Raw genomic sequence first — 21,682 nt, forward strand, 5'->3', positions numbered from 1 at the left:
ATATTCTAATTTCGTTTATTTTCCTTTAGGTTGTCGAATACTGAATTGACTTCTTCTTCCTCGAGGCTTTCACCAAACTCATCTATCAGCTGAGACATATCATCATAATCCCTCTCATCACTTATGAGAGACCTTTTACTAAATTCGTCCTCTGTCATTAGTTGACGCATAGGCGGCTTGACTTCATCAACGCCTGCTCTCCAAAACAATTTGAGCAATTTTTTTATCACTATTCAAAAGGCTCCCAAAGCTCTATAGGAAAACCTTTTTTTGAGTGCTCAGTTGAATAACCTTTAAAGTAAATTTTCCTACCTTTTCGGTCTTTTTTTGTATCACCAATTTTATAAAGTTTTTTTGGCATAGACTTAAGATCATTAATTAAAGTTTCCATTGGTAATAAGTAACCATACAAAAAAACCACTCACTACAAGTATTGAGATGTAGACACTCCATTTATTAGCCATTTGTTTTCTTGCTTTTTCAACATCTGGATTTTCTTCTTTATTAGAGTTATCGGATAAATTTCTAAACCATAATATTCCGACAAAAATTAATATAGCTAATAAAATAAGCTCAATCATATTTCTTTAAAAGAAGAGTTCAATTGCAACTACAATTATAAGACAAATACCTATTACCCAATTCACCCAGTTATTCATTCAAATTAGTATATTCTTTTTTCTTCCTATAAATGTAGATGATTTCGGGAATTCCTAAAAGATTAAAAATTAAAAAAAATAAAAAAGACTTTTTTTCATTTAGTTTGGAAGCAATCCAACAAGCATGATAAGTCCAATAAACCTCCCAAGCAGTTAATAAAACTAATAAAATTATCAACATTTGATGATTATTTTAGATATTAAGAATAATATTAATTACTCTTTTTTAATCATTTATTTTCTTCCAGGGTAGAAAGTGTATCTTCCCAACTAAGGTGTACCTTGCTAGCCAACCTAATCCAGAACAAGAAAAGAAAACGAATAAAGCAAACACAATTAAACCAAACCTTTGAATATTATATAAATTTGGAAGGACACTAATATAAAGCGCAGTGAGCGCAAAAAGAATTCCCGATAGGAAACTTCCCCAATGAACAACTAAACTAAATCCTTTAAGTATATTCATCAGGGCTATGTTTATTTATCCTCAAAATCTGTGAGGATTATCAGAGTAAATAAAACTTCACTAACGTAGTTCATCTAGAATAATCTCGAACTTTCAATATCCTGCAGTCTTATTTCTCTAGCCTCTGCAGATTGTTCAATAGTAATCCTTTTACATTGATAAGTTTCCAAATCGCATGCGGGACATTTTTTTAAAGTTACCTGACCCGTATTTCTATTGATAAGTGCATCTTCATTGCTCACAACAAATTTAATTTCGGTTGGCTTCATTTCAATACTTTTCAAAATAAGCGGAGTTTTGGGTTCATCATATTTCCAAGCAAGATGCTCATTTCTGACTAAATCAATTTGAAACCAATAAGTTTTTTCACATTCCAGTTGGATAGTTTCATCATCTGTTCTTACATCAGTCCAAGCACAGGTAGAATGCAGAACTCCTGTTATTAACAAAAGTTTTTTAATCATAAATGTTAATTAATAATACAAAAATTATTATGGCAGAAAAGAAAATAAATACATCTTTCATCTAAGCAATAATATCAATCTCTATAGTTAAGTGATTTCCAGCCTAGATAAGAGATTCCGATGGCAATTAATATTGAAACTATGTAAGGCAAACTTATACCAAAAAAAATCATTTCTGCCCCAAAGACAACCCTTGCAGTGTGAGCAACTGCCATTGAAAAGTATATGCAAGCAGTTATTGTTAGTAAGGTATTTTTATCCATTTAAATCTCCTTTATGTTGTACACAAAGCACTTCTACTTCTATTTTTTATTTTCTTCGTTCTTAGTTCTATCTTACATTTGTCTTCTATACAAAGGAAACTATTACTCATGCAAATCTCTATCGATTGGAAAAGTAGAGATTTTTACCCCTTATGTGTACCTTAAATTTGTCATCAAACTCTTAATATTCTCTATATAATGTTTCAACGATAGACACGTAGCTCAGTCTGGTTAGAGCACCACCTTGACATGGTGGGGGTCGGTGGTTCAAGTCCACTCGTGTCTACCACCCCTCCCAGCTAGTTTTCCATTGATTTAAAGGCTTTTCAGCTAAATCCCGTTTTACAGATTAAGAAGGTTTAAACCGATTAAGTTCGTTTTAGCACGCAAAAAAGTGGTATACAAAGTGGTATACTCAAATCCAATAATATGGGTTATTTCATCTTCATAATCTTAAGTGCTGGGTTAATTTTCTTCTTATATAAAGTCCAGTCTCCAAGCCAAAAGGCAGAAAATCATAAATCTGAAGTTTTTTTTCCTAAGGATCAAGATATAGAAAAGTATTCCTCTCTTCTTAAAGAGGCAACATCCTATAAAAAAGAAGATATCGAAAAGTCTATTGAGTTAATTAGAAGCGCATTAGATATCACAAAAAGTTATCCTGTATCAGCAAAGAGACAGGCAATAACAAAACTAGCCGACTACGAACGTATAAATGGCAACTTTCAAAGTTCGCTGACCATCTTACATCAAGCCTATAAGGAGAGTATTTATTCTAATGATTTTTACATGAGAGCCATGGAGGCAAGCATTTTAATTAGCTATATAGACATACAGTTAAGAAAGATGAATATAAAGAATTTCTCATTTCAAACTGAGGCTGATAAATTACAGATAATTGCATTAGCGGTTCAGGGCAGGGTAGATTCAATCAAGGATCGTTTGCCCCAAAGCCTTACAAATTTAGAGATTAAAGAATTTATTGAATTGCATTCCAGAACCTTAGAATTTTTTCAAGATAATGATCCCTTGAATAATGATAAAAATTGGGTGTCTAACCAATCTCTCAACAACGCTTATTTCAAATTAATAGAAGAGATAGATCAGGGTATTGAAGAAAAAATAATAAATCTTTTAAGAGAGGTCATAACTTGATGGAAGAAACAGAAGAGCAAATATTAAAAGCTATTCAAGAGGTAAGGGATTTTTTAGAAAAGAATCCTTCGGAAAAAAATCCAAAAAATAAAGAATCTATCTCTCAAAATATTAGAAATGGTTTTACAAAAGTTATAGCTCCAAATGAGCCTACGACTACCCCAGATGACTTAACCTCCGAAGTTTTAGAGATTGCATATGATCATCCCTCAGAGGATAGAAAAAAAATTCAAAAACAGTACCTAGACCAAAAGCAAGCTGAGATGATGATAGGTGAACTACTTGAAAGGTATATATATTCCAAAGGTCAAAAATACGGATGGGTATTTACAGCCGAGTGTATTGGGGCTGTAGATTTTATAAAAAGGACTGATAATGGGTGGACTTCATTGCAAATTAAAAATAGCGACAATTCAGAAAACTCCTCATCAAAGTCAGTTAGAGATAAAACCGAAATAATGTTTTGGTTTAGAAGATATTCTGAGCAAGAAAAGATTACCCCCACGCTAAAAAAAAATGGAGAGCTTAGTAAAAGATCAAGGGGGTATACTAAATTTCCTCACATATATAAAAAAATGCAAGAATCTGGCATCTATGAACCTTTTGAATCACCACAATATAATTGGCACAATTTTCCTGACGAGGAACTCAAAGAAGAATTAAGTGAAAAAGATTTTCGTATTTATATCAAAAATCACTTTACTAGCCTTGACTAAATTTGCCTCGAGAATTCTCAAGATTTGATTCCCGAGGCACAAATTTTAATGATGTTTAGAATTTAAAAATAACTCTAATTCGTTAATTCTAGAAATAACTTCTTCAGTTGAATCGAAAAGATCCCTTAATTTAAGGTTCTCTTCGTTTTCTCTCTTTGAAAGAGACAACTCAATTAACAGTTTTGCAATAAGAGTAAAGTTTCCTTGTCTGAAATAAATCTCTTCTAGTCTAAAACAGATGTATTTACTTCCATCCAAGAGCGCCTCTTTGATTTCTTCTTGAATATCATTTTTATCCATTAGATTCTCCATAAGATCACAATAGTTAATGCGATCGATTAATAAAAAATTATCGATATTCTTTCGTGGTTCGTGGTTCGTGGTTCTTAGTTCGTGGTTCTTAGTTCGTGGAAATTTAGCTTTTTTAGATTACATGGAATTAATTTTGTCTTCAAGCTTTTCTCTTAATTCATTGCCAGTTTCTAAGAATAAAGCTACAAGCTCATCATAAATCTTTTCTCCAGCTAGCCAATCCCAAAACTCTTCTTGAATTAGTACTTCTCTAGAATCTAGACTAAACAGATCACTTCCTGAGAATCTTTTATAAGGTTTTGGAAAATAAGGATTAAAAGGGAAGGCAATTGATGGAAATACTTCTATATCCTTTCTAATGCTGTATCTAAGTGCTGTCCAGCGAAGAAGCTTCTGTTTAAGCGCTTCAAATTCTTTTTTATTTGGTTTGGGGCTTGTTATATCGATGTAATATTCTTTATTTCCTTTTTTTAAGAAAAGATCGACTGTAGTGTCAGGATAATCATAATCAATTTCAGATTTATTGATGCTTTCAACTATTTTCTTTATCTTTTCTATATCGTCTAAATAATCAGGACTTTTTGCTTTGCTTTGAATATTTTTAAAGGTTGTAAATATTTTATTCTCTGTTTTATTGTCTATAGACCCTTCCAATTCATATTGAGTATATGCTTTGAATCCTCCTTTTTCTTCAGCAATAAGAGCAGCTATTTGTTCAAACATAGACATACCGGCTGAAGTTGTTACAGAATGAACAAAGGAATGAATTGCGCTGTACTTTTCTCCCACAAGACTCTCTTTAAATGGAGAGTATTTGGATTCTCTTTTATAAGATTCTATCTTCTTAAGAAAAGGCTTCTTAATTATTTCTTTAATCTTATTTTCTAATTGGATGTTCAATTTATAAATTTTTGTTTCATCAGTTCTCCAATAATAGAATTAACAACATTTACAGGAACTGCATTTCCAAATTGTTTTTTCGCTAATTTATCATTTTCGTCAATATCGAATTTATCTGGAAATCCTTGAAGTCTTGCCGCTTCTCTACCTGTGATGAGTCTTAAATTATTCTTTTTATATATCTTTTCTATAAAGTCTTTTTTGTATTGATCTTTATCTTTCGAAGGAATCTTTTTAGTTGCAATGTAATCTCTATTTTCTGTTGCTGTGATTGTTGAGAAAACTGGTGATTGAGGGAGAAAAACTCTATACACCCCATCAATACCTGCAGAATTCTTTGTATTTCTTAGCTCATATCTTCCATCTTCTTCCTGCTTTAAGAAATTTCTATCCACAAGCTTATCTAATTCTTTTACCTTTAAATCAGGAATGAGCTCCTTCAAATCTTCATAGGACAATGGATTGCCATCCCAAGGTCCGTATTTTGATTTCCTTCTGTTTTTTAAGACTGTAAGACAAATATCTCTATCTCTTTGAGAGCTTCTTTTTATATCCCATGAATGTATTGATGTGTGACCGTCTCTGGTATCACAGAATATAAAGAAATCATTCAGCTCACCAGCTGTTTGAAAGAAATTGGGAGAGAAGCTAACCCTATCTCCTAGAAGATCTCTTTCTACAGTTCTCTTTGCAATCTTCTTATCTTTAAAGTCATCGATAATATCTGATAGGGAAGGGTTCTTGTTTAAGGCTTTGGGGAATTCAAAATCAATTTTCGGTAAGATATCTTTTCTAATACCAACCAAAAATATTCTCTCTCTATTTTGAGGCAAACCAAAATCAAAGGCATTTAATAATTTAAAGTAAGTTCTATACCCTGCTTTTTTAAACTCTCTAAGAAGAAGGTCAAGGTTATCTCTATTTCTTGGATCATAAAGTCCTTTAACATTCTCATACACAAAGACTCTAGGCTGATTGAGTCTAGTAACTCGAATTGTATCTTCCCAGAGTTTTCCTCTGGGATCATCAAATCCTTTTTTTGAACCTGCAATAGACCAGCTTTGACAGGGAACACCACCAAAGTACACATCTGCATAAGGTAATTTCTTTAATTGAGTTATATCTCCAAAAGCAGTTTCTTTAGATGTCCTAAAATTTTTTTCATAAACTGCTATGGCAGGCTTATCAACTTCTGAAAAGCCTATAGATGTTCCGCCATTCTTTTCTGCAGCCACTCTGAAGCCTCCCACGCCAGAGAAGAAATCAATAAAGGTAAATTTTTTTGACATCTGAATAGATAAATTTTAAAACTTTAAGTTTCCTTTATATTTAAATATATCTCGCAGGTACTCAGTGACTACATCTTCAGGGGTAGTGTTTTCAGGAATCCAAGTTTCATGATTTTCATCAAATTTGATTTCTATCCCTTTTGAGATTAGCTCTTCTTTCAGCCATTCAGTCGTATTTCGGTACTTATAAAATTTATCTTTATAAAAAAGTATTTCTCTTACAGCTATCAAGTTATCCTTCCATGGTAATTCCGCGAATTTAACAGAATGCTCGTTCTTTAAAGGAATTGCTTTAGCGGGATAGTCAGTTTCAGGCGGCATGTCATAACCTCCAAGATAAATGGATACTTTATCTCTTAAGTCTCGTATAGAAGAGGTTACATCGCTGTCCTCATTTCTAGTGAAATGTCTGCTGTAGTAACCTATAGTCTTGTAAAATGTTTCTCCTTCAATTTCAAAATAAATTTTAAAACAATCATTTTGAGAGGATAAATTTCCAGATTTGATCAATTCCCATTTAGGTCTCGGCATAATTTCTGTTGAAATAAATTTACAACCTAAACCTGGTACATCATCTAGCTTTTGACAGTTTGATCTGAAAGATTCCAAAATAGATACGGTCTTCTCCCTCCAAATGAAGTATTCCTGTTCAAGACTATCATCTTTTTTTGCTGTAAAGGCTTCAATAATCCCATCTATTCTAGATTTACTGGTTCTAGATTTTTCAACTGTTTGGTTAGCAATAGCCAAACTATCCATTTGAGATTGTGCTACATGTGAAATAAAATCATCCCACTCTCCTTGGTCTGCTTCTTCAAGCAAATCAAGATACTTTAGACGATCAAATGAACCTGCAGCTGAAGGAAGATAGTTATTCTTATACAAAACCCAGTCTTGAAGTGTTCTGGCTAATCTTCCATTGCCATCTTTAAAGGGATGGATTTTAGTAAATTGATTATGAAGCCAACAAGCCAAAACAATAGGATCACGTTCTTCAGATGCCTCAAAAAAAACGTGCAAATCACTTAATAATTCTTCTAATCTAATAGGTAAAGGAGGCTTGTGTATTCCTCCAAAATCTACTGGTATATTCCTTAGATTACCTGGATCAGCGGATTGATTGCCTTCGGTCACTATTCCATGCAACCTAAGAATGAATTCTAAAGTTAGTTCAGAGTTTTGAGCTTCATCAGAGGTTATAAAATCATTGGCTTTTTGAAGGTTAATAATTTCCTGGTTACCTTTACCTTCTTTAATTTCATCTTTAAGCCTAAATAGCTCTATCACTTCTTTTGTTTGTCTTGAGGATGCTCTAATACCTTCTATATTCAGACTAGTTCTTATTTGATCAACTACCAAAGCTTCTCTGATTTGTTGGAGTTCTTCTGGACTAAGATTTCGTTTGTTGTGTTCATCAATACCCTTTGATATGAACCTGAGTGTTTCTTGAGTCTTCTTGGTTACTGGTATTTCGCTGGGATCGATTATGTCCATAATAGTTCTTAAGGATTAACATATCATATAGAAACACTCTTATAAACTATCGCTGTTTATAGCTGCATAAGAACCAGTAAAGAGGTGCACACTACAAAACCTGTATTTAAAGTAACATCTAAAAATTTTATTTCGATTTCAGCTATAACTTTCTCAACACCAAAATCTATAAGACCTAAGAGACTTATTACAAAAACATAAAGTGTAATGAAAAGTGACAGTAGTGTGGCTACGTATAAGAATAATTTTTCATGTGTTAACAGAAAGATAAATAGAGTAACTGATCCACTTATTCCTATAGCATTTGAAAACAAGAAATGTGTTACAAAAGAAAAAATTTTTTTTATTGGTGATTGTTTAGTGTTTATTTTTTTTAATTGTGTCATATATTTTGGAGATAAAAAGAATACCTTGGCATATAAGGCGTCATGAGGTGACTTATTAGAATGCCCGTCTTTCCAGGCTGTCAATGCGATCACTTCAAGGAGGAAAGCTCACATTGCAGATGTTTTTATATGTAGCACACCGTCTGCTGGCACTACCTCTTGTAGGAGGAGTAATTTTTAAAACTAGCTTGTAAGTAGATCTATACCTTTCAGGAGACTTTGTGCTACTTGTCGATTTCTAAATGATAGTTCATATCGTATATCTTCAAGCTTTAAGGTATCACCAGCTATATGAGCAGAGAAGGTTTCTTCGATTAATTGGCTATTTTGGAACTTAACGTAAGGTCTTTGTTGAGAGTAATAATTATGCATAGGTTGATCAATAAAATTTGGCTTAATATAAAAAAATTTTATACTATTTTTTGACCATTGTCAACCTTTTCTAAGTATATTTTTATAAAGCGTCCTATAATGACGTCACAATTAATTAAATACATTCATGCCTGAAAGTAGTCTTAGACAGCTCCAACTTCTTCAGATATTGCCAAGACATCCTAGCAAGATCAGTACATTGGAAATCCAAGGTCAATTAAATGACTTGGGATACTCGGTGTCACTTCGAATGATACAAAGAGACTTAGAGTCTCTTGAGTCTGTTATGCCAATCGTATGCGATGATAGAGAAAGACCCTTTGGATGGTCGTGGCATCAAAGCGCTTTTGGTTTACAACCTTCTATGGACCCGATTGAAGCGCTGACTTTTAGTTTGGCAGAACAGTACTTAGAACCTTTGATGCCCAGCAAGAGCTTTAAAAGAATTAAAGTTTTCTTTGATCGTGCTAATTCTATTTTGAAAAAAATAAAGAGAAATGAAATCAGTCGTTGGAGAGAGCGTGTCAGGGTAGAGCATCAATGGCAAAGATTAGAAGCTCCTAAGATTAATGATCAAGTTGAAGCTGAGATTTACGATGCTCTTCTTAAGGGCAGACAGCTTTCAGTGCTTTATACGAATAGAGCAGAGAAAAGGGCTAAAGAGAGAATTATTAATCCGTTAGGGTTAGTTTTAAGGGGACAGATACATTATTTAATCTGTTCCATGGATGAGGATAAGGATAATCCGAGATTTTTACCTTTGCACAGATTTACTAAAGCCGAGTGGAATGGCAATACCTCCTATGAACCTAAAGGATTCTCTGTAGATAAATATATAAAAGATAATAATTTGGGATACCTCTATTCCAATAAAGCTATAAACCTAGAGGCTAAATTTGATAGATCTGCTGGCTTTCATTTGACAGAAAGCTCTTTATCTAAAGATCAAGAAATTACACCTCTTGATGATGGTAGGTTGCTTGTAAAAGCTAAAGTAAGTGATACAGCTCAATTAAGATGGTGGCTACTTGGTTTTGCAGGACAAGTTGAAGTTATAAAACCGAACTTTTTAAGAGAGGAAATGATTCAAAATATCAAATCTATGAATAAGAGATATAAATGAACGATATTAAGAGACATTCACCATCCAGTCTAATGAGATTCTTTGAATCACCTTTTGAGTCTCTTATTTATAAGTACCTAAGGGAGGTTGATAAAGACGCTGTGAAGGAAGACCAAGAAGATCCTTTTATGCAAGTTGCTTCCAAGAAAGGGGATCAGCATGAAATGGAATTATTTCATGATCTTTCCTCCGAAATGTCTTCACGAATCATTCTAGATGGAGATCAAGAGGATATGATTGATGCCACTAAAGAAGCTATGAAAGAGGGTGTCGAACTTATTTATCAAGCAGCTTTAGGAGATAAACATTTTTTTGGAAGAGCGGACTTCCTTCATAAAATTGAAGGTAAATCAGATTTTGGTGATTATGCTTATGAGATTTGGGATGCAAAACTAGCTAATAAATCCAGACCTAAGTTTTTGATACAGCTATGCTGCTATTCAGAGATGTTGTCGGAACTCCAAGGCACTCTGACTGACACTTGCGTTCTTATCTATGGAAATAAAGAAAAGGAACGTTTTCAAGTAAAAGATTATTTTGTTTTTTATAAAGAAATCAGGAAACAGTTCTTAGTTTTCCAAAGCACCAACATGACTAGTGAGCTTCCTGATCCTGATATGTATAGAAATTGGGGACGTTTTAGTGAACATGCGAAAAAAACTCTTGAAGAAAGAGATCATTTATTTCAAGTAGCAAATATCAAACATTCTCAAATTATTAAATTAAATGAAGCGGGTATTAATACTTTAAAAGAATTAGCTACCAGTGATATCAAAGTTCACAATTTAGATAAGAGAGTTTTAGACAGATTAAGGTTGCAGGCAGTTATGCAAAATCAAGCCAAAGAAAGCGGAGGCATACCTTATTCTTTACTCTCAAATGTAGAAATAGGGCTTGGTTTATCCTCACTGCCTCCTAAATCTGAATTAGATATTTATTTCGATATTGAAAGTAATCCTCTGCTTACTAAGATTCCTCTTCATTATTTATGGGGTGCAGCACATGAAGATAACGCTGAAGGTTTCGACTGTTGGTGGGCTCATTCTGAAGAAGAAATGAAAACTGCTTTTGAAGACTTCATTGATTGGACTTATGCAAGATGGGAACAAGATAACGAAATGCACGTATATCATTACGGTCAATTTGAGATAACAGCTATAAGGGAGCTCATGGGTCATTTTGGGACTCGCGAAAGAGAGGTAGACAATCTTTTAAGAAATGAAGTGTTCCTGGATTTATATAGAGTAGTAAAACAGTCTTTGTGCATAGGAGCGGAAGGCTACGGTTTAAAAGCTATAGAGCCTCTGTTTAGAGAGGAAAGGGATAACGAAGTAAGTAGTGGTCAAGATTCAACGGTAGTTTATGAAGTCTGGTCTTCAGAAAGGGGAGATACAAAAGATCATACTGATAGTGAATATTTGAAAGAGATTTGGGATTACAACAAAGATGATTGTGTTTCATTAATTTCTTTGTCCGATTGGTTGAGAGTTATTCAAGAAAAAGAAGGTATTTCTTATTTCTTCAGAGCAAGCAAAGAACGAGAGGTTGAGAGGATTGATGCATCAAATCTTTTAGATGAATTAGTCCAGAACTTATCAGAGAAAGATGAAAAACCTCATGCCCGGATCTTGGCAAATCTATGTCTTTACCATAAAAGAGAAAATAAGCCTGCCTACTGGCGACTTTTTGATCGACTAGAGTCAACCGATGAAGAGCTTGTTGATGATCTAGATTGCCTGGGAGATTTAGTCGCTACTGGAGAAATTGAAGAAATCACTAGCAAGTCTTCAGCGTATACATTTTCATTTGATCCAAACCAAGAAACAAAGATCAAACGAGGAGATTCAGTGCGTGTAAAGCAAGATACAAATATAAACGTTACCGTGCATGAGATGAATTCTAATGACGGCAATATAAAACTTAAATCAACTAAGGAACTACCCAATCATTTAAGTTTGATTCCTCTCAATGTTGTTCCTGCAAGACCTATTGATACAAGCATTCAAGAAATAGCGGAAAACTATTTAAAAACTGGTAAGTTAAATAAATGCCTGGACAATTTTTTGTCCAAAGATCGACCGAACCTAAAAAAGGAGGGAGATACTAATTTATCAAAATGGGGCAGTAATACTCTGGAAGCAGCTATCGAGATCTCTTCTTCTTTGGATGGAGGGTATCTATGTATGCAAGGTCCGCCGGGTACAGGAAAAACCTATGTTGGCTCAAGAGTTATATCTTCCTTAGTCAATCAAGGTTATAAGATTGGGATTGCCTCTAATAGCCATAAAGCTATAAATAATATTCTCGAAAAAGTAATAAATGTTATGGATGAGGACGGTATCTCGGGTGATATCGCTAGAATACATAGTGGGCAGGATGAACTTTATGATAATTCTAGGATTCAACTTTTTAAAAATGTTGGTCAAGCCGAATTATCAGATGAAATTAAGATAGTTGCCGGGGTGGCTTGGACATTTGCAAATGACAAAATGGAAAGCGAACTGGATTATCTTCTTATAGATGAGGCTGGACAAGTATCTTTGGCAAACATGGTAGGAATGAGTAAATGCTGTAAAAATATTATTCTTATGGGAGATCAAATGCAGTTATCTCAACCAACTCAAGGAGTCCATCCCGAGGACTCCGGGGTTTCTTGCCTTGATTACTTGCTAGGAGAATTTTCTACTGTTCCAGCAGATAAAGGCATACTCTTACCTGATACCTATAGACTTAATTCAAATATATGTAATTTCATATCATCTAGGGTGTACGACGGAAGATTACAGTCCGTAGATGTAGCAAACTCTAGAAAGATACAAATAAGTAAAGCGAATTTAGAAAAGGAGTCAGGTATCTGTTACTTACCTGTTCAACATGAAGGCAATGAGCAATCTAGTGCAGAAGAAGTTGAGGCTATAGAAAAATTAGTTGTTAATCTTCTAAAAGGTAAAAAAACAGATGAAGAGGGCAATGAGTCGTCCATAACTCCAAAAGATATTCTAATAGTCTCTCCATACAATCATCAAATAAGATTACTCCAAGAGGCTATGGGGTCATCATTTGAAGTTGGAACAGTTGATAAGTTTCAAGGCAGAGAAGCACCTATTGTTCTTATCTCTATGGCTGCAAGTGATTTAGAAAGTGCTCCAAGAGGTGCAGATTTTCTTTTAGAGAGAAACCGTCTCAACGTAGCTCTTTCACGAGCTCAAACTTTAGCTATTCTTGTAGCTTCTCCAAACCTCAATCAACCAATAGCAAATTCCTCTAAAGAGATGTCCTTGGTAAATTTCTATATGGACTTGGTGGATTACGCTATACATTAGTGCGTCATGATATGACGTCAAATAAGTTATTATTTCCAGATGGAAATAAAAGACTTAAACCAAGAAGCAATCATTAAAATATCTTTTCCTGATGAAGAAGAAATAGAAGATGACACTCATCGGATATTCTTAGGACTAGACTGTCTAAAGGAATACTTCCTAGATCTAGGACTTGATCCAGAAGAAATATCTGATGCTATGGCGTTTTTTTGTGTTTCAAGGTTTTGTATGGAATCAAAGGACTTAGAGTTCGCCAGGCAAAGAGTAAATGCATTTTTGGAAATAGGTCTAGAGCGTTCCTTAGAAGAAAAGAAAAAACTTGATGATTCATCGGATATTCATCAAGCAGATTTCTTTTCAGTTTTTTTAGATCCATCAAATAAACCAACCATTCAATAATTGTATGAAATTTTTTCTTTTTTTCTTTGCCTTCTTTCCTTTTAGTATCTTCTCTGAAATCGATATTACAACAATTGACTCATTCAGGATTATAAATGCCGGACCTCATATGCTTTTAGTAAAAAAGTATTCAGAGAATCCCCGGTCAGATAATGGCTTTATCTTTCATGTCAAAAGACCTCATTGTTTTGCGGATCAACCCAGTTTTGTAATGTATTCCCCTGATTCAGAAGATTTTGATGAGCCAGAAGAGGACTCGGTTTTAAAAGCGAGTATAAGAGTCAATCTCAAAAAGAAAAAAGAGATTGATCTTAAAGTTTATCTAGCTTTAGAGGAAAGATCAGTTCTTGAGCTTAAAGGAAATTTTCCTAGCTTAAGAGGTGTAAGAGTAATGGAATTAGATTCTATTTATGGGAAAGATAAGTGGGTACTAGATCATTTAGATAAGGCAATTGAGGAAGCTACAAAAATTTGTGAATCTTTCGCTCCTTATGAGGAGGAAGAAGAGACCGTGAAGGAGACTAAAGTCTAATGAGATTAATAGGATTTTTTATCTATATGCTTGGCTTGTTCTCTTTTATTGTTTTAGCTTTTGCATATAGAGACTATTCTTTTCAACTATTATTTATATTTTTATTCTCCACCTCAACCTTAACCTTAGGAACTTATATCCTGTGTTTGAGTAAGGTGAAGCATTATCAAGAAGATTCAGAAGAAGATTTAGAAGTTATAGGTAAATTTTCTCTTTACTGAATTTAATAAATTTTTTTTCAACATATGAAAACTAAAGAACAGCTTAAAAAAGAGATCTATGCTCTACGACAAAATATATGTTGGATACATGGAGATGATCTTTTAAAAGGTATCGCAGAGCCAAGTTATGGAATTCCATCAGGATATGACTCTGAGGTACAAAAGCAATATCCTTTTCACGGTCTATTTGTTGATTTAGGTTGCTTGGCAGCTCCATCAGATCAAACAAAAGGGCAGGTTGTTAATGTATGCCCAACTTGCAAAAAAGAGGCATTAATTTATCTGGAAACTCATGAAAATGAATAGATCAATACATATATTAGTTGTCCTTTTATTTACAGATATCATTTTCGGCGAAGTTGAATATAACTCCTTGCATGACGAGACATATTGGTTTCCTAATAGCGAATTCACTCTCAAAGGTGTTCAAACAGGCAGTGTAAGAAGTAACTTAGTTTGGAAGGACAGAATGTACGTGATGGTTGACGAAGAGAACTGTTTAGGCGAACCCTCAATTTTTGTCCAACTCTCAACCAATAAAGTAAAAACTAAATTCCCAGATTTTGATTTCACTTCTTTAGAAGATAAACACGTTGATCTGGTCTTAAATTTTGATGGCAAATATATTGAAAATAATCATGCCAAGATAATTAATGCTTTAGAATTTGATGATGGAAACCACGCTATTCATCTTAACTTGGGAAGAGTCTATAAATCCTTTTTGGCTATTGAGGAAGCTTATGAGAATTTACTAGGGTGGAAAGTATTAACCATAAAAATTCAAGATGATGATCCTAATATTAAATATTTTGCTTTTCCTGAAAGACAATACAGAATGTTGGGTTTTAGAACACTAATGGTGCACCTTATAGAAGAGTGTAAGAAAAGTTCTAAATATCGCTAAAATTTTTACAATTTAAAAAAGAAAGACTCTCTAGACAAAACACTTGTTGTAAATCCGTTAAGGATTTTTGAGTATCCATTTTTCTTCTGGCTCTGAATAAACTAATGGTATCTCACAACTCATTCCATCTTCACCTAACTCGTTAAGAACCTTTATATATTTAGTTCTCAACTTATCTTGATGTATTTCATCCAATAAGTGTGCCTTTGAAAGATTGTGTGATGAGTCTGCAATTTTCACTTGAGTGGCAATCTTGTTTGCTTTTAGTCGTGGTAAGTAATCTTCAAAATAATCTTCACCTTCTCTCTTACTCATTGCTTTTATTGCGAGAACAATTTCTTTACTGAAACTAGTTTCTATTAGTTCAGTGATTTCTTTTCTGAAATCTTCAGGCTCTGCATCTTCAATGGCATCATGAAGCAAACCAACAACTTCATAGGGCTCACCAAGATGTGCAACTCTCGAGGCAACATCAAAAATGTGAGCCATGTAAGGATAATTTTTCTTATCTAGCAAGTCTCCGTGGACTCTTGTGGCTATTTCTTTTGCTTTAATGACATTGCTTGTATTCATAGCAGTACTAATTTAGGAAGTATTCCTATTGAGGTTGTCTACTAAAACCTTAAATAACTTATCATTTCTCTTTTTAAGCTCTGGCTTAACTACTGGTTTTAGATTGGATAAGTCTATTGTGGATTTTCTGTGATAATTTACCCTTTTAACAGGTCTAAGTTTGTTTATTATTTTTCTTTGCTTACACTTACTTGTATTGTGCTAAATAAGATAATTTCAATGGGAAAATAAAAATTTTCGGCAGTTAACTCAAGCTATTCAGAATTTAATCTTTTTTTAAGCCATAGAACACCTTCTTTATAATATTCCTCATAGTCGTTGAGATTATTTGTCACATTACTGAGGTGAGGTATTGCTAATATCGTAAGTTCATCAAAGTTTTCATAATTAGTCTGTAAAGCTCCAGTAAAATAACTTGCTACATGGTTATAGCGCCCATAACTTTTCATTTCTTTTTTCTTATCCTCTTTAATCTTAGTCATCTTCTTCCTGAAGAAGTCTCTCGGTTGTGCACCGTTTGTAATTATGAATCTTGGTTTTACAACAGATAGAAAAAATTCATGAATAAACCAAAAAGTGTTGTAATCATCTTTTAAGTTTCTCTCGTAAGTTTCAGTTCGACTTGATCTTATAAAACTAAGATTTGTTGAAAAGACATTCTCCAACTGTACCTCTAAATCGCTAAACATTTTCTTTATATTATATTGGTGAATTTTTCCTTTTGTGCCTGTCCATTCTCCTTCTGTGTACTCGTTATGTTCACCTGAATAAATTAACTGATTTAAAATGGAATCTTCTCCATACTTATTTTCTTTATTACCTCCAGGGTTTTGCCCTAGGAAATAAAATTTACCTTTTTTTAATGTACTATCTGCTGAATAAATAATTGACCCTCGTTCATTATGAAGATCAGTCTTTTTCAGTAATTCTTTAGTTTTCTCTATTTGTAGATTCACAAAGAAAGTATAGCAAAAAGGATTTTTATTAGACTCTTAGAGGCAAGAGACGCAAAACTGTTAGAAATCGTAGAATTGTTACACTAAAGTGGTATAAATAGTGGTATACCAGCAAAGTTGATACTCTGAAACGTAGATATAATAAGGATTGTTAGTTTAAGGCTGTAACCTTGACATGGTGGGGGTCGGTGGTTCGAGTCCACTCGTGTCTACCAAGTCTATTGGTCTTCTTCAGTTTCTTCCTCTTCATCTGACAATACACTACCAACTACTTTAAAGGGAACTTCAACAACTTTGACAGCAGTTGACACAGCTGTTGTGGTTAAACTAGCTACTGCACAACTTGATAAGGAAAATACCATGAAAATTAAAAAGAAAGATTTCATTTTTTACACCTACTTAAATAACTTTAATACAATACACTTTTGTCAAATTGAATTATAGAGATTAAAATGGTCACACTTTTTTATGCCTGCGCACTCACAATACTTGCATTGATATTGGCTTATTTAACCGGACGTCAAAGATTTAAAACTGGAATAAATCTTGGCTTAGGCGATAGCTTTGAATTGTTACAAATATCAAGAGCTCACGCTAATTTGTTAGAAAATGCACTTCTTTTTCTTATTCTTTCATTCCTCCTTGAGACAGTTGGAAACATTCCAACTCTGGCTATCGCGATCCTTGGAGATGTATTTTTAATCTCAAGAATATTTCATGCTTATGGTATCACCAGAGAAGGGGCAAGCAGCATATTTAGAGCACTAGGTACTATCGGTAGTCTAATAGTTTTGATTACTCAATCCATCTGGGGCTTTATTATTTCGATAAGTTGGTTGGCGAATAATAATTGGGGTCTATAATTTAAGATGAAAAAATTTCTTACTGTTTATAGTGTCTTTTTAAGTGTTCTGTTATTTTCTTCTGAGAATGAATCTACCAGCCATGTAGAGAAAATCGTACTAGGTTCTGGTTGCTTTTGGGGAGCGGAGAAAGGTTATGAGGCGCTTGATGGGGTCATAGATGCTGTATCTGGTTACGCTGATGGAGAAGGGGTAAGACCAACTTATAGAGATATTACGAAGTTCTCTAATAAATTTAACCCAAATAATCATGCTGAGGTTGTAGAGGTTACCTACAACAAAAATTTGATCACACTTGAAGAATTGATAATTCATTATTTGGAATCTCATGATCCCACTCAGCTAAACAGGCAGGGTAATGATATAGGAACACAATATAGATCAATAGTTTTGTATTCAGATCAGGCGCAGCAGAGCAAAATCTTGGAATTAATTGAGGAATATCAAATATTATTAAAAGATGGAGGATACGGTGACATTCAAACAATCGTAAAGCCTTTATCACAATTTTTTGTTGCAGAAAATTATCATCAAGACTACATAAAGAAGAATCCGAATGGTTATTGCCCAGATCATTCAACCGGCATTAAGTTTGTAAGGAACGATTATGAGCCGAAAAAAGACAATAATCTTTTAAAGATTGGAAAGAGTATAGTAGTAATTGAACCTGAAGGTTTCTGTCCATATTGCCAAAAATTTCGTGAAGATGTTTCTGATGAATACGCAGGAAGCATCCCTTTGGTTTACAGAGATGCATCCAACTTGGAAGGTTTAGTGATAAAAACTCCAACTTGGGCAACTCCTACTATCCTTTTTTTGGAAAGAGGTTCTGAAGTTTTCGGACATCAGGGATATCTTTCCCCAAAAGAATTTTATCAAGCCTTGGGTTTATTTAAGCTAGGAAATACTGAGGCGTACCGAGTGGCATTTAATGACGGGACAGATGCAAGATATTGTAAGGAATACGAAATCTTTAAGAATACGCCCGATGGAGTTTTCGTTGATAAATTAAGTGGAGCCCCTTTATTTGATACAAAATATAGATTTAATTCGAGAACAGGCTGGTTATCTTTTACCAGACCTGTTGAAGGTTCGGTATACAGACTCGCAGATAATAGCTACGGAATGAGAAGGATTGAAATAAGATCTGTTACTTCGGATATACATTTAGGTCATGTATTTCCAGATGGGCCAAATGGTTTACCGAGATACTGTATTAATGCTACAGTTTTAGAATTCTTAACTAGGGATGAATACAACAAGATAAAAATAAAGGAGAAGGTATGAAGGGAAAAATAGCTAAATATGTGACAGTTGGAACTAATGATTTAGAACGAGCAAAAAGCTTTTATGATGCTTTGTTTGAAGACATGGGAGCAACCAGCTTTGGACCTAATGAAAGAAGTTTTTTTTGGACTATCCCAGGAGACGACACAAATTTTGCAGTATTTGTACCTTACGATGGTGAAGAGGCAACTGTTGGAAATGGAAGCATGGTAGGTTTTACTATGGAAACTGAAGAAGATGTCAATGCTCTTTATGAAAAGGCTATATCTCTAGGAGCTTCAGACGAAGGTGCTCCAGGACAAAGGGCGCCCATTTTTTATGGTGGTTACGTCAGAGACTTAGACGGCAACAAACTTACGATTTGTAAATTTGGTTAGATTTATAGAAGATCAGCAATAGTATCGAATATTACATAAGCGAGTAATATTCTTATTGTGAGTGTAGTTCTTAGCGAATCACTCATTTCAATACCCCATTTCTTTTTGGTATTGTTTGGCGTTATTTCAGCAGACATAAGCTTAGGTCGAGCTTACAAAGCTTGCTATGAAATAGACTCCCATTACCAAAGGAATGAAATAGCTGATTTCTTTTCCTATCTTGCCGAGGGTTTTAAGTTTGAGATTTTTTTTAGTTTCCATACCAATTGATATGCAATCTCTATGCCAAACCCTTTATTTCTTTATCAACGCAAATCGAGCTATTTTAGTGCAAGCGCAAATTCTTTTGTATAAAAAGCGAACAATTGCTACTTTCTTGCTGTTACTATCCAAGTTGCACTTGGAAACAACAGCCCATCGCCATTGTGAAACTCTGAAAACTTAGGAACTAATGCTTTAAGGATTTCATCTTTAAGTTCTTCTTTTGAATTTTTAAGCATTTCAGTCACTACAGGATTAATAGTTAAGTAGTCTTCACAAGCCTCTTCGATGGATTTTCCTGAAAACATAACAATGTCTTCTTGATTATCTTCTATCTCTATATCTTTAAAATTAGATTGATTGAGGATATCTGAAATATAATTTTTATCTTCAAACGCAAAGGGTCCAGGACTTTTTGGAGGAGGAGAGGGAAGATCAAGGAACTCTTTTATAACTTGTATGGATAAACTTTGCCAAGGATTTAAAGATGGATTTTGCCAACATACAAAACTGAGTTGACCATTTTCTCTTAAGGATTTGTATATGTTTGAAAATGCCTGGTATGGATCTTCAAAAAACATAACACCAAATCTAGAAAAGGCAATATCAAAATCAGATGGCATATCGTCAACTTGCACATCTAAAACTTGAAAATTAGCATTAGATAAAGATTGATCAGAAGCATTTTGAGCTGCCCTAGCCAGCATAGGCTCGGATATATCTACCCCTATGATCTCTCCTTCACTTAATTGCTTTGCAATTTCTAGAGTAGTTGCGCCACAGCCACAACCAATATCTATTATTTTTGTTACTCCACTTAAATCTAGTTTACCTATTGCTTTAGTTCCCAATGGATTAAGCATAATATCCATCTCACTTTGTTTGTTTACCCAAACATCACCACCTGAACCAGACCAGAATTCTTTCTGTTTTAAATTTATTTCTTCCATAGTCATATCCTTATATTGATGCATATCATTTTATAAGAATTAATGTAAGATTTGCACCTTATGAATATGGACGTGAATGACTCCCTTTTAGATCTAATAGGTAATACACCTATGATGAAATTGAAGTCTCTTGATACAGGGCCTTGCGACCTTTATGTGAAATTAGAATTGAATAATCCTGGAGGATCCATAAAAGATCGAGTCGGTCTTTCTATTATTGAGGAAGCAGAGAAGTCGGGTGAACTTAAACCCGGTGGAACAATTATAGAAGCAACAGCAGGTAATACTGGAATTGGGTTAGCATTAATAGCTGCGTTAAAAGGTTATAAAATTATTTTGGTAATTCCAGACAAGATGAGTAGAGAAAAAATCTTACACCTCGAGGGTCTTGGCGCTGAGATAATTTTAACCAGATCTGATGTTCCAGAAGGTCATCCTGAATATTATCAAGATATGGCTAGAAAGTTAGCCCAAGAAACACCAGGAGCATTTCTTGCAAATCAATTTGGTAACCCAGCTAATCCAACTGCTCACAGGACAACCACAGCACCTGAAATATGGGAGCAAATGCAAGGGAATATCGATGCAGTAGTAGCAGGGGTAGGCTCTGGTGGAACACTTACAGGACTTGCAGAGTTCTTCAAGTCTAAAGATCCATCTATCTGCATGGTTGCAGCTGATCCTGAAGGTTCCATAATTTCAGATGCAGTTCTCAAAGGTGAATATAATTACGATGGCGGAAGCTGGCTAGTAGAAGGTGTAGGAGAAGATTTCATTCCAGATACATTCGAGGTCTCTCTTATGGATGATGCTGAAACAGTCTCAGATAAGGAAGCTTTTGAAGTCTTACAAATCATTTTAAAAGAAGAGGGTATTCTTGGTGGATCTTCCACAGGCACTTTGGTTGCTGCTGCAGCAAAGTGGTGTCGTAAGCAAAAGGAACATAAAAATGTAGTGACCTTTATATGTGACACAGGTAACAAATATTTATCAAAAGCTTTCAATAAGGCCTGGTTGCAGGATAACAATCTCCTTGATTTAAAAACTTATGGAGACTTAAGGGATTTAATCAACAGAAGAGCTGATAAAGGAGAAATGATAAGTGTTAACGAAACCGATTCTCTACTTGTTGCATACAATAGAATGAGAGCATCGGACGTATCTCAAATACCGGTAATGAAAGGTGATAAGTTAGTGGGTATTCTCGATGAAGAAGATTTACTTTTTGCTGTCAGTAAAGATCAATCTTCTTTCTCTAATAATGTTTCTGATTACATGATGGATCATTTAGACACATTAAAATTTGATGCCTCGAAAGATGAATTACTTTCAATACTTACTGAAGGTAAAGTAGCCATAATTTTTGATGGTGAAACTTTTATTGGTTTCGTAACTAAAGTAGATTTAATTAATTACTATCGTAATAAATTCAAATAG

The 21,682-nt window shown here is 34.2% G+C and carries 29 protein-coding genes and 1 tRNA gene; 14 read left to right on the forward strand and 16 right to left on the reverse strand.

The features are described from left to right. Positions 1 to 5 precede the first annotated feature (5 nt). The 6 genes from M9C83_02350 to M9C83_02375 form a co-directional block, all read right to left on the reverse strand. Positions 6 to 230: a hypothetical protein gene (locus M9C83_02350; GenBank protein URQ67057.1), complete on the reverse strand. Its 225-nt coding sequence runs from the start codon at positions 228 to 230 to the stop codon at positions 6 to 8. After that, the gene (locus M9C83_02355) at positions 230 to 391 is read right to left on the reverse strand and encodes a hypothetical protein (GenBank protein URQ67058.1); all 162 of its coding nucleotides are present in this window, start codon (positions 389 to 391) and stop codon (positions 230 to 232) included. The genes M9C83_02350 and M9C83_02355 overlap by 1 nt, the downstream gene beginning before the upstream one ends. Further along, positions 375 to 581, reverse strand: coding sequence for a hypothetical protein (locus M9C83_02360; GenBank protein ID URQ67059.1), 207 nt, complete (start codon positions 579 to 581; stop codon positions 375 to 377). The genes M9C83_02355 and M9C83_02360 overlap by 17 nt, the downstream gene beginning before the upstream one ends. A gap of 304 nt (positions 582 to 885) precedes the next feature. Further along, positions 886 to 1,125, reverse strand: coding sequence for a hypothetical protein (locus M9C83_02365; protein URQ67060.1), 240 nt, complete (start codon positions 1,123 to 1,125; stop codon positions 886 to 888). A gap of 74 nt (positions 1,126 to 1,199) precedes the next feature. Then, the gene (locus M9C83_02370) at positions 1,200 to 1,589 is read right to left on the reverse strand and encodes a hypothetical protein (GenBank protein ID URQ67061.1); all 390 of its coding nucleotides are present in this window, start codon (positions 1,587 to 1,589) and stop codon (positions 1,200 to 1,202) included. Between the two features lie 74 nt (positions 1,590 to 1,663). Next, complete coding sequence (locus tag M9C83_02375) at positions 1,664 to 1,852, reverse strand: hypothetical protein (GenBank protein ID URQ67062.1); 189 nt, start codon at positions 1,850 to 1,852, stop codon at positions 1,664 to 1,666. Positions 1,853 to 2,063: 211 nt separating this feature from the next. Between M9C83_02375 and M9C83_02380 the strand changes: the two genes are divergently transcribed. From M9C83_02380 to M9C83_02390, 3 genes are all read left to right on the forward strand, one after another. Continuing rightward, positions 2,064 to 2,141 (forward strand) — tRNA-Val (locus tag M9C83_02380). 140 nt (positions 2,142 to 2,281) lie between these two features. Next, positions 2,282 to 3,007, forward strand: coding sequence for a hypothetical protein (locus tag M9C83_02385; GenBank protein URQ67063.1), 726 nt, complete (start codon positions 2,282 to 2,284; stop codon positions 3,005 to 3,007). Next, positions 3,007 to 3,723 carry a SinI family restriction endonuclease gene (locus tag M9C83_02390; protein ID URQ67064.1) on the forward strand — a complete coding sequence of 239 codons (717 nt, stop codon included), beginning with the start codon at positions 3,007 to 3,009 and terminating at the stop codon, positions 3,721 to 3,723. The genes M9C83_02385 and M9C83_02390 overlap by 1 nt, the downstream gene beginning before the upstream one ends. A 45-nt stretch (positions 3,724 to 3,768) precedes the next feature. Here the strand turns inward: M9C83_02390 and M9C83_02395 are convergent, their stop codons facing one another. The 6 genes from M9C83_02395 to M9C83_02420 form a co-directional block, all read right to left on the reverse strand. Beyond that, the gene (locus tag M9C83_02395) at positions 3,769 to 4,023 is read right to left on the reverse strand and encodes a hypothetical protein (GenBank protein ID URQ67065.1); all 255 of its coding nucleotides are present in this window, start codon (positions 4,021 to 4,023) and stop codon (positions 3,769 to 3,771) included. Between the two features lie 129 nt (positions 4,024 to 4,152). Then, the gene (locus M9C83_02400; protein URQ67066.1) at positions 4,153 to 4,935 is read right to left on the reverse strand and encodes a TdeIII family type II restriction endonuclease; all 783 of its coding nucleotides are present in this window, start codon (positions 4,933 to 4,935) and stop codon (positions 4,153 to 4,155) included. Further along, on the reverse strand, positions 4,932 to 6,224 hold the full coding sequence (locus tag M9C83_02405) for a DNA cytosine methyltransferase (protein URQ67067.1): 1,293 nt from the start codon (positions 6,222 to 6,224) through the stop codon (positions 4,932 to 4,934). Before M9C83_02405 ends, M9C83_02400 begins: the two co-directional genes overlap by 4 nt. 15 nt (positions 6,225 to 6,239) lie before the next feature. Next, positions 6,240 to 7,718, reverse strand: coding sequence for a Fic family protein (locus M9C83_02410; GenBank protein ID URQ67068.1), 1,479 nt, complete (start codon positions 7,716 to 7,718; stop codon positions 6,240 to 6,242). 56 nt (positions 7,719 to 7,774) lie between these two features. After that, complete coding sequence (locus M9C83_02415) at positions 7,775 to 8,188, reverse strand: hypothetical protein (GenBank protein URQ67069.1); 414 nt, start codon at positions 8,186 to 8,188, stop codon at positions 7,775 to 7,777. A gap of 99 nt (positions 8,189 to 8,287) precedes the next feature. Then, the gene (locus M9C83_02420; protein ID URQ67070.1) at positions 8,288 to 8,476 is read right to left on the reverse strand and encodes a hypothetical protein; all 189 of its coding nucleotides are present in this window, start codon (positions 8,474 to 8,476) and stop codon (positions 8,288 to 8,290) included. Between the two features lie 127 nt (positions 8,477 to 8,603). On the opposite strand from M9C83_02420, the gene M9C83_02425 reads away from it, so the two are divergent. From M9C83_02425 to M9C83_02455, 7 genes are read left to right on the forward strand one after another with little or no spacing between them, the layout of a single operon-like run. Next, positions 8,604 to 9,599: a WYL domain-containing protein gene (locus M9C83_02425; GenBank protein ID URQ67071.1), complete on the forward strand. Its 996-nt coding sequence runs from the start codon at positions 8,604 to 8,606 to the stop codon at positions 9,597 to 9,599. Further along, positions 9,596 to 12,922, forward strand: a complete 3,327-nt coding sequence (locus M9C83_02430; protein URQ67072.1) for a TM0106 family RecB-like putative nuclease — start codon at positions 9,596 to 9,598, stop codon at positions 12,920 to 12,922. The genes M9C83_02425 and M9C83_02430 overlap by 4 nt, the downstream gene beginning before the upstream one ends. A 39-nt stretch (positions 12,923 to 12,961) precedes the next feature. Next, positions 12,962 to 13,321, forward strand: a complete 360-nt coding sequence (locus tag M9C83_02435) for a hypothetical protein (protein ID URQ67073.1) — start codon at positions 12,962 to 12,964, stop codon at positions 13,319 to 13,321. Positions 13,322 to 13,325: 4 nt separating this feature from the next. Continuing rightward, positions 13,326 to 13,853: a hypothetical protein gene (locus M9C83_02440; protein ID URQ67074.1), complete on the forward strand. Its 528-nt coding sequence runs from the start codon at positions 13,326 to 13,328 to the stop codon at positions 13,851 to 13,853. After that, positions 13,853 to 14,074 (forward strand): hypothetical protein, encoded by a 222-nt coding sequence (locus M9C83_02445; GenBank protein ID URQ67075.1) that lies wholly within the window; start codon positions 13,853 to 13,855, stop codon positions 14,072 to 14,074. The genes M9C83_02440 and M9C83_02445 overlap by 1 nt, the downstream gene beginning before the upstream one ends. A 24-nt stretch (positions 14,075 to 14,098) precedes the next feature. Further along, the gene (locus tag M9C83_02450) at positions 14,099 to 14,380 is read left to right on the forward strand and encodes a hypothetical protein (GenBank protein ID URQ67076.1); all 282 of its coding nucleotides are present in this window, start codon (positions 14,099 to 14,101) and stop codon (positions 14,378 to 14,380) included. Further along, positions 14,373 to 14,978: a hypothetical protein gene (locus M9C83_02455; protein URQ67077.1), complete on the forward strand. Its 606-nt coding sequence runs from the start codon at positions 14,373 to 14,375 to the stop codon at positions 14,976 to 14,978. Before M9C83_02450 ends, M9C83_02455 begins: the two co-directional genes overlap by 8 nt. Positions 14,979 to 15,035: 57 nt before the next feature. Here M9C83_02455 and M9C83_02460 read toward each other — a convergent pair whose 3' ends face one another. From M9C83_02460 to M9C83_02470, 3 genes are all read right to left on the reverse strand, one after another. After that, positions 15,036 to 15,551: a GTP pyrophosphokinase gene (locus M9C83_02460; GenBank protein URQ67078.1), complete on the reverse strand. Its 516-nt coding sequence runs from the start codon at positions 15,549 to 15,551 to the stop codon at positions 15,036 to 15,038. Positions 15,552 to 15,805: 254 nt separating this feature from the next. Continuing rightward, a complete protein-coding gene (locus M9C83_02465) occupies positions 15,806 to 16,507 on the reverse strand; it encodes a hypothetical protein (protein ID URQ67079.1) in 702 nt (233 codons plus the stop codon). A gap of 218 nt (positions 16,508 to 16,725) precedes the next feature. Further along, positions 16,726 to 16,893 (reverse strand): hypothetical protein, encoded by a 168-nt coding sequence (locus tag M9C83_02470; GenBank protein URQ67080.1) that lies wholly within the window; start codon positions 16,891 to 16,893, stop codon positions 16,726 to 16,728. Between the two features lie 66 nt (positions 16,894 to 16,959). On the opposite strand from M9C83_02470, the gene M9C83_02475 reads away from it, so the two are divergent. Genes M9C83_02475 through M9C83_02485 form a run of 3 tightly spaced genes read left to right on the forward strand, consistent with a single transcriptional unit; the run spans position 16,960 to position 19,034 of the window. After that, positions 16,960 to 17,370 carry an MAPEG family protein gene (locus M9C83_02475; protein URQ67081.1) on the forward strand — a complete coding sequence of 137 codons (411 nt, stop codon included), beginning with the start codon at positions 16,960 to 16,962 and terminating at the stop codon, positions 17,368 to 17,370. Between the two features lie 6 nt (positions 17,371 to 17,376). Then, the gene (gene msrA, locus M9C83_02480; GenBank protein URQ67082.1) at positions 17,377 to 18,657 is read left to right on the forward strand and encodes a peptide-methionine (S)-S-oxide reductase MsrA; all 1,281 of its coding nucleotides are present in this window, start codon (positions 17,377 to 17,379) and stop codon (positions 18,655 to 18,657) included. Next, the gene (locus M9C83_02485; protein ID URQ67083.1) at positions 18,654 to 19,034 is read left to right on the forward strand and encodes a VOC family protein; all 381 of its coding nucleotides are present in this window, start codon (positions 18,654 to 18,656) and stop codon (positions 19,032 to 19,034) included. Before msrA ends, M9C83_02485 begins: the two co-directional genes overlap by 4 nt. A gap of 368 nt (positions 19,035 to 19,402) precedes the next feature. On the opposite strand, the gene M9C83_02490 is transcribed toward M9C83_02485, so the two are convergent. Beyond that, entirely contained in the window at positions 19,403 to 20,245 is an 843-nt protein-coding gene (locus M9C83_02490; protein ID URQ67084.1) for a methyltransferase domain-containing protein, read from the reverse strand. Positions 20,246 to 20,311: 66 nt separating this feature from the next. Between M9C83_02490 and M9C83_02495 the strand changes: the two genes are divergently transcribed. Continuing rightward, positions 20,312 to 21,682: a pyridoxal-phosphate dependent enzyme gene (locus M9C83_02495; GenBank protein URQ67085.1), complete on the forward strand. Its 1,371-nt coding sequence runs from the start codon at positions 20,312 to 20,314 to the stop codon at positions 21,680 to 21,682.

The sequence above is a fragment of the SAR86 cluster bacterium genome (assembly GCA_023703575.1).
In the GTDB taxonomy this organism is placed as follows: domain Bacteria; phylum Pseudomonadota; class Gammaproteobacteria; order Magnimaribacterales; family Magnimaribacteraceae; genus Magnimaribacter.

Excerpts from the sequence above, each read along its gene's own strand:
- M9C83_02475 (URQ67081.1), top strand. The coding sequence starts at position 16,960 with ATGGTCACACTTTTTTATGCCTGCGCACTCACAATACTTGCATTGATA.
- M9C83_02430 (URQ67072.1), top strand. The coding sequence starts at position 9,596 with ATGAACGATATTAAGAGACATTCACCATCCAGTCTAATGAGATTCTTT.
- M9C83_02455 (URQ67077.1), top strand. The coding sequence starts at position 14,373 with ATGAATAGATCAATACATATATTAGTTGTCCTTTTATTTACAGATATC.
- M9C83_02375 (URQ67062.1), bottom strand. The coding sequence starts at position 1,852 with ATGGATAAAAATACCTTACTAACAATAACTGCTTGCATATACTTTTCA.
- M9C83_02485 (URQ67083.1), top strand. The coding sequence starts at position 18,654 with ATGAAGGGAAAAATAGCTAAATATGTGACAGTTGGAACTAATGATTTA.
- M9C83_02395 (URQ67065.1), bottom strand. The coding sequence starts at position 4,023 with ATGGATAAAAATGATATTCAAGAAGAAATCAAAGAGGCGCTCTTGGAT.
- M9C83_02495 (URQ67085.1), top strand. The coding sequence starts at position 20,312 with ATGGACGTGAATGACTCCCTTTTAGATCTAATAGGTAATACACCTATG.
- M9C83_02390 (URQ67064.1), top strand. The coding sequence starts at position 3,007 with ATGGAAGAAACAGAAGAGCAAATATTAAAAGCTATTCAAGAGGTAAGG.
- M9C83_02385 (URQ67063.1), top strand. The coding sequence starts at position 2,282 with ATGGGTTATTTCATCTTCATAATCTTAAGTGCTGGGTTAATTTTCTTC.
- M9C83_02420 (URQ67070.1), bottom strand. The coding sequence starts at position 8,476 with ATGCATAATTATTACTCTCAACAAAGACCTTACGTTAAGTTCCAAAAT.
- msrA (URQ67082.1), top strand. The coding sequence starts at position 17,377 with ATGAAAAAATTTCTTACTGTTTATAGTGTCTTTTTAAGTGTTCTGTTA.
- M9C83_02365 (URQ67060.1), bottom strand. The coding sequence starts at position 1,125 with ATGAATATACTTAAAGGATTTAGTTTAGTTGTTCATTGGGGAAGTTTC.
- M9C83_02360 (URQ67059.1), bottom strand. The coding sequence starts at position 581 with ATGATTGAGCTTATTTTATTAGCTATATTAATTTTTGTCGGAATATTA.
- M9C83_02405 (URQ67067.1), bottom strand. The coding sequence starts at position 6,224 with ATGTCAAAAAAATTTACCTTTATTGATTTCTTCTCTGGCGTGGGAGGC.
- M9C83_02460 (URQ67078.1), bottom strand. The coding sequence starts at position 15,551 with ATGAATACAAGCAATGTCATTAAAGCAAAAGAAATAGCCACAAGAGTC.
- M9C83_02470 (URQ67080.1), bottom strand. The coding sequence starts at position 16,893 with ATGAAATCTTTCTTTTTAATTTTCATGGTATTTTCCTTATCAAGTTGT.
- M9C83_02445 (URQ67075.1), top strand. The coding sequence starts at position 13,853 with ATGAGATTAATAGGATTTTTTATCTATATGCTTGGCTTGTTCTCTTTT.
- M9C83_02490 (URQ67084.1), bottom strand. The coding sequence starts at position 20,245 with ATGGAAGAAATAAATTTAAAACAGAAAGAATTCTGGTCTGGTTCAGGT.
- M9C83_02410 (URQ67068.1), bottom strand. The coding sequence starts at position 7,718 with ATGGACATAATCGATCCCAGCGAAATACCAGTAACCAAGAAGACTCAA.
- M9C83_02435 (URQ67073.1), top strand. The coding sequence starts at position 12,962 with ATGGAAATAAAAGACTTAAACCAAGAAGCAATCATTAAAATATCTTTT.
- M9C83_02370 (URQ67061.1), bottom strand. The coding sequence starts at position 1,589 with ATGATTAAAAAACTTTTGTTAATAACAGGAGTTCTGCATTCTACCTGT.
- M9C83_02440 (URQ67074.1), top strand. The coding sequence starts at position 13,326 with ATGAAATTTTTTCTTTTTTTCTTTGCCTTCTTTCCTTTTAGTATCTTC.
- M9C83_02425 (URQ67071.1), top strand. The coding sequence starts at position 8,604 with ATGCCTGAAAGTAGTCTTAGACAGCTCCAACTTCTTCAGATATTGCCA.
- M9C83_02450 (URQ67076.1), top strand. The coding sequence starts at position 14,099 with ATGAAAACTAAAGAACAGCTTAAAAAAGAGATCTATGCTCTACGACAA.
- M9C83_02355 (URQ67058.1), bottom strand. The coding sequence starts at position 391 with ATGGAAACTTTAATTAATGATCTTAAGTCTATGCCAAAAAAACTTTAT.